The sequence below is a fragment of the Aphanizomenon sp. CS-733/32 genome (genome assembly GCF_028330045.1).
Lineage (GTDB): Bacteria > Cyanobacteriota > Cyanobacteriia > Cyanobacteriales > Nostocaceae > Dolichospermum > Dolichospermum gracile.
On the sequence record NZ_JAQMSE010000163.1, the window covers coordinates 25576 to 39373 of the forward strand.

General features: G+C 39.0%; 14 protein-coding genes. 6 read left to right on the plus strand and 8 right to left on the minus strand.

Annotated features, from left to right (window positions below; translation table 11 throughout):
- Window positions 1-7 precede the first annotated feature (7 nt).
- Window positions 8-1777 (minus strand): pyruvate kinase, encoded by a 1770-nt coding sequence (pyk, locus tag PN471_RS12955; protein WP_271777195.1) that lies wholly within the window; start codon window positions 1775-1777, stop codon window positions 8-10.
- Window positions 1778-2305: 528 nt separating this feature from the next.
- On the opposite strand from pyk, the gene crtR reads away from it, so the two are divergent.
- Window positions 2306-3187: a beta-carotene hydroxylase gene (gene crtR, locus PN471_RS12960; protein ID WP_271777196.1), complete on the plus strand. Its 882-nt coding sequence runs from the start codon at window positions 2306-2308 to the stop codon at window positions 3185-3187.
- Window positions 3188-3266: 79 nt separating this feature from the next.
- The gene (locus tag PN471_RS12965) at window positions 3267-4151 is read left to right on the plus strand and encodes a fructosamine kinase family protein (RefSeq protein ID WP_271777197.1); all 885 of its coding nucleotides are present in this window, start codon (window positions 3267-3269) and stop codon (window positions 4149-4151) included.
- 102 nt (window positions 4152-4253) lie between these two features.
- Here PN471_RS12965 and PN471_RS12970 read toward each other — a convergent pair whose 3' ends face one another.
- From PN471_RS12970 to csaB, 6 genes are all read right to left on the minus strand, one after another.
- Window positions 4254-5558, minus strand: coding sequence for a hypothetical protein (locus tag PN471_RS12970; protein ID WP_271777198.1), 1305 nt, complete (start codon window positions 5556-5558; stop codon window positions 4254-4256).
- A 110-nt stretch (window positions 5559-5668) separates the two neighbouring features.
- Entirely contained in the window at window positions 5669-6883 is a 1215-nt protein-coding gene (locus tag PN471_RS12975) for a diaminopimelate decarboxylase family protein (RefSeq protein ID WP_442867154.1), read from the minus strand.
- Complete coding sequence (locus tag PN471_RS12980; protein WP_271777200.1) at window positions 6847-8541, minus strand: asparagine synthetase B family protein; 1695 nt, start codon at window positions 8539-8541, stop codon at window positions 6847-6849. Before PN471_RS12980 ends, PN471_RS12975 begins: the two co-directional genes overlap by 37 nt.
- Window positions 8542-8543: 2 nt before the next feature.
- Window positions 8544-9164 carry a DUF3859 domain-containing protein gene (locus PN471_RS12985; RefSeq protein ID WP_271777201.1) on the minus strand — a complete coding sequence of 207 codons (621 nt, stop codon included), beginning with the start codon at window positions 9162-9164 and terminating at the stop codon, window positions 8544-8546.
- A gap of 210 nt (window positions 9165-9374) precedes the next feature.
- Window positions 9375-9953 (minus strand): Uma2 family endonuclease, encoded by a 579-nt coding sequence (locus PN471_RS12990; RefSeq protein ID WP_271777202.1) that lies wholly within the window; start codon window positions 9951-9953, stop codon window positions 9375-9377.
- Between the two features lie 52 nt (window positions 9954-10005).
- Window positions 10006-11052 (minus strand): polysaccharide pyruvyl transferase CsaB, encoded by a 1047-nt coding sequence (gene csaB / locus PN471_RS12995; RefSeq protein WP_271777203.1) that lies wholly within the window; start codon window positions 11050-11052, stop codon window positions 10006-10008.
- Window positions 11053-11137: 85 nt separating this feature from the next.
- Between csaB and PN471_RS13000 the strand changes: the two genes are divergently transcribed.
- From PN471_RS13000 to PN471_RS13015, 4 genes are all read left to right on the plus strand, one after another.
- Window positions 11138-11473: a DUF2499 domain-containing protein gene (locus tag PN471_RS13000; protein WP_271777204.1), complete on the plus strand. Its 336-nt coding sequence runs from the start codon at window positions 11138-11140 to the stop codon at window positions 11471-11473.
- A complete protein-coding gene (locus PN471_RS13005) occupies window positions 11470-11802 on the plus strand; it encodes a DUF3593 domain-containing protein (protein WP_271777205.1) in 333 nt (110 codons plus the stop codon). Before PN471_RS13000 ends, PN471_RS13005 begins: the two co-directional genes overlap by 4 nt.
- Before the next feature lie 35 nt (window positions 11803-11837).
- Window positions 11838-12611: a 1-(5-phosphoribosyl)-5-[(5-phosphoribosylamino)methylideneamino]imidazole-4-carboxamide isomerase gene (hisA, locus tag PN471_RS13010; RefSeq protein WP_271777206.1), complete on the plus strand. Its 774-nt coding sequence runs from the start codon at window positions 11838-11840 to the stop codon at window positions 12609-12611.
- 114 nt (window positions 12612-12725) lie between these two features.
- Window positions 12726-13160 carry a TOBE domain-containing protein gene (locus PN471_RS13015; protein ID WP_271777207.1) on the plus strand — a complete coding sequence of 145 codons (435 nt, stop codon included), beginning with the start codon at window positions 12726-12728 and terminating at the stop codon, window positions 13158-13160.
- A gap of 287 nt (window positions 13161-13447) precedes the next feature.
- Here the strand turns inward: PN471_RS13015 and PN471_RS13020 are convergent, their stop codons facing one another.
- Entirely contained in the window at window positions 13448-13732 is a 285-nt protein-coding gene (locus PN471_RS13020; protein WP_271777219.1) for a DUF427 domain-containing protein, read from the minus strand.
- Window positions 13733-13798: the final 66 nt, after the last annotated feature.

The window sequence follows — 13798 nt, forward strand, 5'->3', positions numbered from 1 at the left end:
TTCTTAGTTAAGTTCCCACAGCACCAGAGTAAATTAAACCCCGCTGGATATCCAAAGTTAAAATTGCCCCATCCTTAATTACCTGTGTCGCTTCCTTCACGCCTACAATCACTGGTACACCGAGACGTAAACCGATAACTGCGGCGTGACTGGTGAGACTTTCCTCTTCAGTAATAATCCCCCCAGCTTTGCGAATTGCCTCCACAAAATCAACGCCAGTGCGGGATGCTACCAAAATATCTCCGGTGTTAAAATTACTGGCATCCATAGCATTATGAACTACCCTAGCGCGACCACTGACAGAACCTTGTCCCAGTCCAATTCCTTGACCTAGTACAGCAGTGACTATTTCTACCTTAATCAAGTCCGTTGACCCGGAAACGCCTTGAAGTGTACCAGCGGTCATGACCACTAAATCACCTTCAGTTAAGAGGTTTTTTTCTTGGGCGACATTGATAGCGGCTTGGAATGTCTGACCCGTAGAAGGTAGTTCTAGCACCAACAGCGGTCTAACTCCCCAGACCATCTGTAATTGTCGGGCTACGTTGACATGAGGTGTAATGGCTAAAATTGGCGTTTTGGGGCGGAACTTAGAAACGTTGCGGGCTGTAGCCCCGGTTTGTGTCAAAGTCATAATTGCCGCTGCACCTAAATTCTCCGCAATTTGACCAACAGCTTGGCTAATTGCATTGGGAACAGAACGCCTTTTATCTCTTGACAGACGGGAGTTGGTGTTCAGGGTTTCCTCTTGTTCAATCCGTTCGGCTATTCTGGCCATGGTGGCTACAGCTTCTACGGGGAAACTACCAACGGCGGTTTCATTGGACAGCATTACCGCATCTGTGCCGTCTAAAATGGCATTGGCGACATCGGATACTTCGGCGCGGGTCGGACGGGGGTTGCTGACCATGCTATCTAGCATTTGGGTGGCGGTAATAATGGGAATCCCCAAACGGTTGGCTGTCGCAATTAGCCGTTTTTGTAATACAGGTACGTCTTCTGCTGGTAGTTCTACACCTAAATCACCTCTGGCAACCATTACCCCATCACACAAAGACAACACTGCTTCCATTTGTTCAATGGCTTCGTGTTTTTCGATTTTGGCAACTACAGGGACATTTTTGCCGGTGCTGGAAATTAGTTCTTTAATTTCGATAATATCCTGGGGATTGCGGACGAAAGAAAGGGCTACCCAATCAACTCCTTGGTCTAGACCAAACATCAGATCCTCGCGGTCTTTGTCGGTCATGGCTTTGATGGATAAGTATACTCCCGGAAAGTTAACACCTTTGTTGTTGGAAAGTTTACCGGGAACTGTGACCCGACAATGTAAATCGCCTTTTTCGTGGTTAATTTCCTCTACTACCATTTCGACTTTGCCATCATCGAGGAGGATTTTTGAACCGACGGGGACTTCTTGGGCTAAGTAATCGTAGGTAACGCAGCTTATTTCCTGTGTCCCTTCTATGGGGCGATTTGTCAATATGAAGCGATCGCCTTTTGCTAAAATTATCGAACCAGTTTCAAACCGTCCCAAGCGAATTTTTGGACCTTGTAAATCTTGCAGAATTGCTACCGGTCTGTTCAGTTCAAAAGCGGTTTGCCGAATTAATCTAATACTCCGCTGATGATCAGCATGAGTTCCGTGGGAAAAGTTGAGCCGTAGCGTTGTTGCACCCGCTTCAATAATCGCCTTCAGCATTTCTGGACTGCTGGTAGCAGGTCCGATAGTAGCAACAATTTTAGTTCGGCGCTGAGAATCTCTTAATTGCGTCATGGGCTGGGTTCAAGATTTTGGGGATCTACCTGGGAATTTATGGTCATCTTTTCTCATACCATTTAAGGTCTGAGATTTGGATCATGAAAAACTGAGTGTATCAGCAAATCATTTTTCCATTGATCGCCATCTTTTTGCAAATGGTTGTGAATTAAACAGACTCTCTCTTTTCGGTCACTACTATATCAATGTTATAAGCAGTTAGGGAGCTAATTATGGTATAGTTTTGATATCGTACACTAATCTGATCATTCACATCTTGCGCCGGGCGACTGGAAGTCACGAATACACACACAAAACCCACCTGGGTGGGTTGAAAAATTTTGATTTTCTCTGAGTCCGCGTAGGCGGACTTTGCTTGTGTAGCCGCGATTTATAATCGCCAGGGATAGTTCATTTAGCCAAGAATCATAGCCTTATTTACATATTCTTAATCACGACTCTGGATAAATCTTGCTTTACATAACTTTACTATTCACTAAGAATAATAGTATGATCCGTAAAGATTGATGATTAAAGGAGTTAAGAATGATCACGTCGGAGGCACAAAAGCCACTGACAATTCCCCCCAAAGAACTTTTATCACCTCCTGGTGATTTTAATCCCACACTATTAATGTTTTTAGTGGTGGTGATGATGTTGGTTTTGTCTAACTTTGGGTATTGGCTTTGGGAATGGCCGCATTGGTTGTGTTTTGGTGTCAATACTCTAGCACTTCATTGTTCAGGAACGGTGATTCATGATGCTTGTCACCAATCTGCCCATCGCCATCGAATTGTTAATGCTATGTTAGGCCATTGTAGTGCCTTGGTTCTAGCTTTTGCTTTTCCAGTATTTACACGAGTACATTTACAGCATCATGGTAATGTCAATCACCCCAAGGATGACCCAGACCATTATGTTTCGACAGGTGGTCCGCTGTGGTTAATTGCGGTGAGATTTTTGTACCATGAAGTATTTTTCTTTCAAAGACGGTTATGGCGTAATTATGAACTACTGGAATGGTTTATTAGTCGCCTAATTATCATTACTATTGTTTATATTTCTGTCCAATATCATTTTTTGGGCTATATTCTTAACTTTTGGTTTATTCCCGCTTTTTTGGTAGGAATAACTTTGGGGTTATTTTTTGATTATTTACCTCACCGTCCTTTTGTCGAGAGAAATCGCTGGAAAAATGCCCGCGTCTATCCTGGTAAGGTTCTCAATATCCTAATTTTGGGGCAGAATTATCATCTGATTCATCATCTCTGGCCTTCGATTCCTTGGTACAATTATCAGCCAGCTTATTATTTGATGAAGCCATTATTAGACGAAAAAGGCAGTCCGCAAACTTCCGGTTTATTGCAGAAGCAGGACTTTTGGGAATTTGTCTATGATATCTTCATAGGTATTCATTTTCATCACTGAATTTGCTGATTATAGCGGTTATTACGCTGATGCAATATAAATTAATTGAGGGCGGGGAGACCCCGCCCCTACAGGTTTTATGATTTGGACGGAAATTGATACCCATATTAGCCAAGTTACTGGCGAAAAATTTGTCAGTCAGCAGCATTTATCCATCAGTGGTGGGTGTATTAATCAGGGTTTTGCGATTAGCGATCGCCAATTAACTTATTTTGTTAAACTGAATCAAGCTTCTCACGTCTCAATGTTTGCAGCGGAAATGCTTGGGTTAAAGCAAATGTCTACCACAGGAACTATCCGCGTTCCTGGGCCAATCTGTTGGGGAACTACAGGCAATTCTAGCTATCTTGTCTTGGAATGGCTAGAAATGACCACTGGTAATCATCAATCTTGGCCAGAAATGGGACGCAAATTAGCAGCAATGCACAAAACTACCAGTGATAAAGGTTTTGGCTGGGATATTAATAATACTATCGGTTCTACACCGCAAATTAACAATTTTTCTCACTCTTGGATTGAATTTTATATTCAACACCGTTTAGGTTATCAATTTAAGTTAGCAAAAAAACGCGGTGGCAGTTTTCCATTAGCAGACAAACTATTAGCAGCTATTCCTGAATTATTAGCAAATTATCAAGTTCAAACGGCTTTAGTACATGGGGATTTATGGAGAGGAAATGCAGGTTTTACGGTTGCAGGTGAACCAGTAATATTTGATCCTGCAACTTATTTTGGTGATAGAGAAGTTGATATCGCTATGACAGAATTATTTGGAGGTTTTCCGCCAAGTTTTTATCAGGGTTATGAAGAGATATATCCTTTAGATCCAGGATATGAAACCAGAAAAACATTATATAATCTGTATCATGTTTTAAATCATTTTAATTTGTTTGGTGGTGGTTATAGTTCCCAAGCTAATCGGATGATGGAGAAAATTTTAAAATCATCAAGGTCTAAACCATGATTTAAGTAGGTTAGCCTTGAAAATCGTCGTTATGGCAAGGTAAGAGGCAATAGTGAAGAGGGTTTGGGGGATTTTACTTTCCCCCTGGAGTAAATCCATATTTTACCCAAAATTTTCTACCATATAGATATTATTGCCTGAATCACCCATTAAAATTAAACTACTATCATCAGTTTCTAAATTTGAACTTCCAGAAATACCACTTCGCAGAACTTGAATTAATCTTTGTGGTGTCAAAGATTCCAATTCAACAAATTTACCAGCTTCTAACCAAGCTAATTCTTCAGAAGTTAAACCTTGACGAATTTCCCCTGATAATTGTTTAGCTGCGGTTGCTAAATCTGGAGAGGATTGGATAAACATTCCTCCCTTCGTAGCGATAATTTGTCTGGGGAAAAGTCCAATATCAATAATTGTCACACTGCTATTCAGAAACCAACGTTCACTGTTGCGGAGATGATTAATTAAACTCACACCTTTAGGACTACAATCATGGATAGCATAAACTTTTAAATCAGGATTACGCCGCAGCATTTCCATTGTGGTACTGAAAATGCTTTGGGGATAACCAGTAATACTGAGAATTGCACAGTTATTTTCAAAGTGGAAATTATTAGCAATTAATAATTGTGCAATAATCGCACTATCACAAACTACTAATCTATCAAAACTGTAAGCAGTAACATCAGGATTTATTGTAGCTGGTGTAATTTCTTGTCGTGGAGAAGGGAGAATTGTTTCCGGGATATTATTGATTTGTTCCCAGCGGTTTAACCATTCTTGTAATTGAGGTTGAGAAATTAATAATTCTTGTGCTAATTTATCCACTTTTGCTAATTGTTGAGTTCCTAAAAATAGTGAAGATGTCCCTAGAACGACGACAAAAACAAATAGAGTAAATGATTGAAAGATAAATAAACTTGCTAAGATTCCCACAACCAAAATCAAAATGCCTAATCTTTGTAAAGATTTCGCACTTGCTTTGCGACTAGCCCTATTTAATTTTGTGGAATTTGTGTTATTAAATAAATAAATAACCACGCCTATTTGATAAATTGCATTGACAATTAAAAACGAACTAGTTCCCAATATTCCACTCAAGAAACCACCGAAAAATACTGTAGACCAAATATTAAAGAATAGATATGAACAACCAAATCCTAATGGTTGAAATGATTTATTTCTCAACCGACCATCTAAAAAGTAAAGTAGTTGTTTAGGTGTGAAAAATAAGGTATTTTTAGCAGAAATATCACTAATGATTTTAGCAAACAGAGGATCTGTAATTTTCAGATTTCCCATAGCTGTAGGTTCAAAAGCAAAAGGATGATTACATTTAGTACATCTTCCTTGATTTGCTGTTCTATCTTTTAAATTATTATCAGTTCCGCATTTAATACATTTCATGGTTTTGTTAGTTTTGAGTGGATTAAAAATTGTTATTTCAGATCCCCGACTTCTTTTTTGATTTTGTCATGAAATTAATAATTAATCATAGAAGTCGGGGATCTTTCCTTTTAGAATATTTGGTTGTTAAGTAAAATACTGTGATCTTCCCGTTTACGAATTAAACGATGTCTACCATTTTCTAATAATACTTCCGCAGGTCTGGGACGATGTAAAAAGTGAGAAGACATAGCATAACCATAAGCGCCAACATCTAAAATATTAATAATATCGCCAATTTCTAAAGCAGGAAGTTGACAACTTTTGCCTAAATAGTCTCGTGAGTAAGTTGTATTTCCACAAACATCTGTTAAATACTTTTCATAATTTGGATTTTTGCAAGCGACAATTTCTCGATAACCTCCATGTACAGAAATTACAGAAATATTAGCGATAGTAGAATCAACACCAATAATTTGTTTTTCTCCTTGCCATTTTACAGAAACAACCTTAGCCAACATAGTCGCACAACCGGCAATAGCAGCACGTCCCGGCTCAATTACCAAATTAATTTTTCTGCCTAAATTAGCAATTCTTGTACTTAACTCATGACCAAATCTTTCCCAATCAAAAGCTATACCATGATGATGATAGGGATAACCAAAACCACCACCAAAATCCAAATATTGCCAATCTGGTAACTTTTGTGCAGTTGCTAAAACCGCATCAATAACATCAGTAAAAGCAGTTGTTGCATTAGTTCCCGTACCACGATAAAAATGTAAACCCGTCACCTGCAAACCCGCAGTAGAAGTAATAGAAACAGCCTCATCAAAATTCACCGAACTAACACCAATCCGACTATCCTCCGAAACATTCAACCGCAGACCAATATTTAACTTTGTGTCTTTGCTTCTCTGCGTCCTTGCGCGAAATAAAAAAACCTCACAACACAAACGCAACTGAGAAATACTATCCAAATTGAGAGTAGTCACACCCCAATCAAGAACCTGTGCCATTTCCTCCCGATTCAAATTACTCCCACTATAAACAATATTACTGGGATGAAAACCTGCATTTAAACCCAAATAAATATCACCGGGAGTATTAGCATGAAGTCCCCAACCAGCATTTTTAAATATTTTCAATAAAGCAATATTGCCATTGGTGACACTGGCAAAGTGAAACTTTGTATGGGGATAACTAATAGATTTGGTAATATGTGCAATAGTTTGGCGTAAAATATCCCCATTATAAACATATAAAGGAGAACCGTAAACTTGCAATAACTCCTGTGCAAGTGCTAGTTCTAAATTTGGGATTGCTGGTACTTTTTCCATAACCATCGAGGTAAAATAAATGGATGATATAAAGACTTTTTGCCTAATTTAGAACCAAAAACATGATAACGCCAAAGTTGCCAGATTATGAGTAACCACAGACTTTCCCCAATTCGTCGTCCTTGAATTTGTCCCCCTAGTTCACCTCTAACAATTTGTGACGCAATATCAGGAAAAAAGCAGTTCTCATAACTCAGTATACCAGGATTTAACCAATTACCAAGATCATGCCAATAATCATTTAAACACCAAGAGGTTAAGGGAACACCCATACCGCGTTTTTGTCGCCAAACAATTTTTGCAGGTAGCCAATTTTCTGCTGCACGTTTGAGGATATACTTCTCACAAGCACCGTGTAGACAGAGTTCTCCAGATAGCTGAAAAGTCCATTCTGCTAAAAGTAAATCACAAAAAGGCGATCGCACAACCAATCCATGGGCAAAACCTAACGCAGTCGCACGAGGGTGAATATTTTGCGCTCCTTTTAACAGCAAACTAGCACGTCGGAGGCGATGTAACAACGAAGGACAAAAATTAGCATCAAGAGCATTTAACAACCATTCTTGAGCATTTAAACCTTGAATCTGAGCATATATTTCCGGCTGATATACCCTAGATTCATAACCCCAAAGACGGTGAAAAGTCCGCAGATATTGGTGAATAAAACCTTCTTCCTGATTAGGATGTTCCCCTTGATAAATACCCGCAGCAATTAAAGGTTTATTAGTCCAACCAGCAAATAATTGATCACCACCTTCACCATTAAAAATCACTTGCGTTTCTTGAGAAGCGACTTGATTGAGGAGATATAAAGGAACAGTTACACCGTCACCAAAAGGTAAATCTAAGGCTTTGATGGTAGGTATTAAAGCCTTTTTAATATTACCAGGACTGGCATCAACTTTCACTAAAGGAATATTCAAAAATGCTGCTACTTCTTCAGCATAGGGATATTCAGAAATACCCACCTTACCAAAATCTAAAGTGTAAGCACGAACTTTCACCCCAGCTTTTACCAATAAAGCCGCAGCAAGAGAAGAATCCAAACCTCCAGACAGAAAAACCCCCACAGGTTCATCTTTTAAATCAGCAATTTGTTTCTGAATAGAATTTTGTAGTAAAACCTGTAATTGAGAGACTGCGGTCTTTTCATCTTCAATTTGTGACTTTGATTCACACCATTGATAAATATTACCAACTTGAGGATTATCAACATCCTGCCAAATCACCTCAGTTCCCCCAGCCACAGAAAACACATTACTTACCGGAGTCAGAGGATTAGGAACATAGGAAAAACAACTATAACCATATAAACCAGAAATATTAACTTCCGGTTTTTCCATAACTTCTAAAAGTAATTGTAATTGAGAAGCAAACCAAATCACCCCACCTTGCTGAGTCCAAAATAAAGAAACCCGTCCAAAAGCTTCCCTTGCCAAAATTAACTTATTTGATTCTACACTTACCCAAACATCCCAAGCATCAGAAAACCCCCCAGCAGAAATACCCGCAATCATATTTCGTGGTAAAGCAGGTAGAGACTCACAACCAACATAAACAACATCCCAAAATAACTTTCCTTCCTCCTTTGCGCCTTTGCGCCTTGGCGTGAGAAACTCTTTTTTCTGATTACCCCAATAACCAATAAAATGAAAAGGAAACATAACTATTGCACCACAAAAGTTTCTTGACTAATTTTTCGATTATCAAGAAACATTTCCACTTGCCAATTGCCCACATTTGCCGGAGAATTAATAGTATAACGACAAAAGGTCTCCCAAACAGAAGTTTTAACTTCACGAGTTTGATAATTATTTTGCTTGACAATTTGACCACTGGGGTCAATCCAATGACAAGAAAGATTGAGTTTTTTACCGACAGGTGCATCTTTCAAAGTTACCCGATAGAAAAGTTCTGCATTAGCTGAACGGGAGATGTTGTTTAAATTCCCATTATTTGATTCTAGGGTAATTCTATCCTTCTGGGCGGAAACATTAGCGAGTAAAGAACTTTGTTGTTGATTAAAAAATACTGTTAGTCCTATTCCTATAATTATAGTCGTAGCTACTCCCAAGCTAATCAATTTATTGCGGTGTTGTTGGACTTCTAAAGCTTGTTTACGCCGCACTTGAATCAAGGCTTCATCTAATAATTCCGGTGCTAAATTCAGATCTTGTAGAATGTCTCTAACTTGTTGTTGATCAAGTTCTGCTTCTTGACGTAATTGCAATGCTTGGACTTCAGTAATTATTTGGTTTAATTGTTCTTGAGTTAGTCGCTGGTTCATAATTAGAGTCAAGAATTAGAATTTAGGATTATGGCTCTTGAGTCCATAATATGCAAAATTTGAACAAAGAAATCTCATAAAGCTTGCTGTGTAAAATAAATTTTGGATATTGATCAGAAAATTTTAGTTTAGCATACTAAGTACGGTAGAGCCATTTATATCCAAATATTGTAGTTGTTGAATTTCAGCAATCAAACGAAGAAATAATATTTATCCCCAAACAATTTCCATATTTAAAATAAACCCTGGTAAAATATCTTCACCTGATAATTCTTGAGGAGAGTCTAATATTTTCACTGGTTTACCAAGACGATAAATTTCCACTTGGCGCATTTTCCGATTAATTAACCAACCTAATTTAACTTCGTTATTTATATACTCTTGCATTTTTGCTCGTGTTTCTTGCAAATTATCACTAGGTGACATTAATTCTAAAACAAAATCTGGGGTAATTGGTGAGAATTTTTCTTGTTCTGCTACTGTAAGTTTATCCCATCTATCTTTTTTTATCCAAGCAACATCAGGAGAACGATTTGCACCATTGGGAAGTTGAAAACAGGTGGAAGAATCGAAACAAACTCCTAATTTAGTTTGACGATTCCAAAACACAAAATCCGCTGCAACTTCTACATTACGTTTTCCTGTTTCTCCTCCGGTTGGTGACATGATCAATATTTCTCCTTTTGCATTGCGTTCAAATTTAACTTCAGGATTTTCTCGACAGAGTTGATAAAATTGGTTGTCGGTAAGTTGGATAATGGGGTTTAAGTTGACGGTAATAGCTGTCATGATGAATCTCCTTGGGGATAATATCAACATTAACTAAATTATAGAATAAATTTCATGTTAACGCTTCCTTTAACAAATCTTGATGCAAAAAAGCCCCATTTACTAAAGATTGAATTTTATGAGGTGACAAAGCCGCACCATTATTATAATAATCAATCCAAGTTTTACTAATTAAATCTACATCATCTGGTAAATCCTTTAAATCCCAACCAGGTATTTCTAAATCTTCCATTAATCGGTTGACCTTGGGATCATAACTCAATGCAAAACAACGAGAACCTTCACTAGCTGCCATAATTAAACTATGGAGACGCATTCCTATGGACATTTCCACGCCGCGAAATACACCTTTTAAAATTTGTGGATCTTCCGAACAAAGAACTCTACTCACATCTGGTAATTGAGTGTGAATTTTTTCCGCAATTCCTAGATCTTCACTTTTTTGAAATGGTAATAATAAAATAAAAGCTTGGGTTTCTTTTTGCAAATTAACTAAAGCTTGAGTCAAATTTGCTAACCTATTTTCTGTCAATTGAGGATGATTTCTTAAAGTAACTGCAATTCTGGGTTTTGGTAAATCTACTAATTCCGGGACTGGCTTCGATTCTAACGCCCAAACTGGGTCAGGGGCAAGGATATGCGGTATACTCCAATCTGATAATAACTGAGAACTGGAGCGATCGCGCACACTCACTTGAGTACAACCTGCAAAATTCCCCTTTGCTAACGAACGAGTTTGGGAACGCAACAATGGACCTATACCCTGTCCCCAGGCAATGGTTTTCAAACCCATAACTTGAGCTAAAGTCATTAATCCGCCATAATAAAAAGGGCTAATGCTGCTGGTAGCATCTTGAATTAAACTGCCACCACCCCAAACAAAAGCATCACAAGAACGCAAAGCTTTGATAACCTGTAAAACCGCCATTCGGTTGTAACATTCCACACCATAACGCCGATGAGTTTCTTCAGGATTTCCAGAAAGCACCACAGGAGTAACATCAAGTGGTAACATTTGCAGAAGTGTGGCTAACAAAGCTTCATCACCACCATTACCCTTACCGTAATACCCAGACAATAAAACCCGCATTTTCCCCATTTTGAATTTTAGATTTTAGATTTTGGACTACCAATTTTTTCAACCTAGTTATCTACCACTGACAACTGACAACTGACAAACAATTATGCACGTACTTTCAATCCCCACATGGATAATTCATATTTCTAGCGTCATTGAGTGGATAGCCGCAATTTGGCTAATTTGGACTTATGGTGAACTTACAGAAAATCGTAGTTGGTGGGGATTGTCCTTTGCCATGTTACCAGCTTTAATTAGCGCAATGTGTGCTTGTACTTGGCATTATTTCGACAATTCTGAATCATTAGAATGGTTAGTCACCCTACAAGCTACCATGACATTAGTTGGTAACTTTACCCTTTGGGCGGCAGCTTATGTAATTTGGCGTTCCACCAAGTCTGCAAACCCCATTGAGACACAATCCATCAAATCAGAACAATGATATCAAAAGAAACCCTCTTTGCCCTCTCTCTCTTTCCCTATCTGGGTTTCTTGTGGTTTATTAGCCGCGTTCCCCAAATGCCACGTTTAGCCCTATATGGATTTTACGGCACATTGGTATTTGTGGCTATCACCATCCCCGCCGCCATTTACGCCAAAGTGCAGTACGGAGAACAATTAGCCAATATAGACTGGTTACATGGCGGTGCAGAAGTCTTTTTAACCCTTGCTAACATCTTACTAGTCTTGGGTTTTCGCCAAGCAGTACAGCAATTAGGTGACAGGGAACAGCTGACAGGTGACAGTTCAGAGGGAAGAGGTAAGAAGTAGGGAATAGTTAATGGACAACGAACAACTGACAAATTATGGAAGTAATCCCCGCAATTGATTTACTAGAAGGTCGCTGTGTGCGACTATATAAAGGAGACTACGAGCGATCGCAAGTATTCAGCGAAAACCCCGTCGAAGTGGCGAAAATGTGGGCAGACCAAGGTGCGACAAGACTACATTTAGTTGACTTAGACGGTGCAAAAGCCGGGAAAATCGTCAACTTAGCCGCCATTGCAGCCATTAGAGATAATCTTGACATACCCATTGAAGTTGGGGGAGGATTGCGCGATCGCACCAGTGTCGTACAATTATTCAACCTGGGTGTAAATTGGGCAATTCTCGGCACTGTCGCCGTCGAACAACCTCAATTAGTCCAAGAACTTTGTCAAGAATTTCCCCAACAAATTATTATTGGCATAGATGCCCGTAACAGCTTAGTCGCAACTCGTGGTTGGTTGGAAACATCAACAGTATTAGCCACCCAACTAGCAGTACAGATGCAAGAATTAGGTGCAGCAGCCATCATTTACACTGATATCAACCGCGATGGCACATTAGCAGGACCGAATTTAGACGCATTACGAGAACTCGCAGCAGCAATTTCCATACCCGTAATAGCTTCCGGTGGCGTAAGTTCCGTCACCGATTTATTAAGTTTATTAGCCTTAGAACCCCAAGGTGTCACAGGTGTGATAGTCGGTAAAGCCTTGTACACTGGCGATATTATCCTCAAAGAAGGATTACAAGCTATTGGACCGGGAAGACTGCAAGATATACCCCCAGATTTCGGTATTTCTAGCATTGCATAAAATGAATTAGCAATATACAGAAACCCCCAGGGGCGCAGGGCCTGCGCCCTTGATTATATTGATTGTTGCTAGGATTGAATCAAGATTATACTTACTCAATAAATTAGTAATTTTATGCCAAGAAAAGACCAGGGTTGGGTGACATTTCAAACATCCGAAGAAGAACGCAAGATATTAGAAGAATTTTGTCAAAACTCCCAACGGACTAAAACAGAGATTTTGCGAGAATTAGTCCGGGGACTTAAACAATATTCAGCACCGTCTATATCATCATCAACTTCACCAGAACAAGCGGAAACAAAAAATGTTGAATTTGAAATTGTTAGTCCCAAAAAAGCCTTAAAAGTTAGTTCCCGCAATGTTTTAAAAGGAATTGTAAAACGAGTCACTACAGGCAGTATAAATACCGAAATAACTTTAGAAATCGTTCACAAAGTTGAGTTAACTTCCATGATTACTAGGGTTTCGGCTGAAGAATTAGAATTATCTGAAGGGACAGAAGCCTATGCTGTAATTAAATCTAATGATATTGTTATCGCCAAAGATTAGAAGTAGATATAAATACAGCGGTTTTTGCTTTAATAAATACTACCAAGGGCGGGGAAACCCCTACCAAGGGCGGGGAAACCCCTAGCAAGGGCGGGGAAACCCCTACCAAGGGCGGGGAAACCCCTAGCAAGGGCGGGGAAACCCCGCCCCTACGGATTCATAACAGGAGAAAGTGCTGTAAACTTTCTCAAAATTCAAAAAGCTAGAAAAAATTAGTCGGTTTTAACCGACTTTAGCTATTAGACAGGGAATTGATTCCCTGGCTATATGGTTAATTTAATCTTAGTCTAAGCTTCGACTTTTACGCCTTTCCAGAAAGCAACATAACCTTCGATATTTTTAGCTTTTTCCTTAGTGCTAGGATAGTACCAAGCCGCATCTTTATTAACTTGTCCACCAACTTCAATACTATAGTAACTAGCAACCCCTTTCCAAGGACAAGTGGTATGAGTACTGCTGTCTGTAAAGTATTCCTTATTAATAGCGTCAGCAGGGAAATAATGATTTCCTTCAACAACTACGGTATTATCGCTTTCGGCTAGAATAGCACCATTCCAAATTGCTTTCATGATTTGAGTCTGAAAAAAAAGTTAATAATTCATATTGTTACATTGAAAATGATAATTTATTAACGTGAT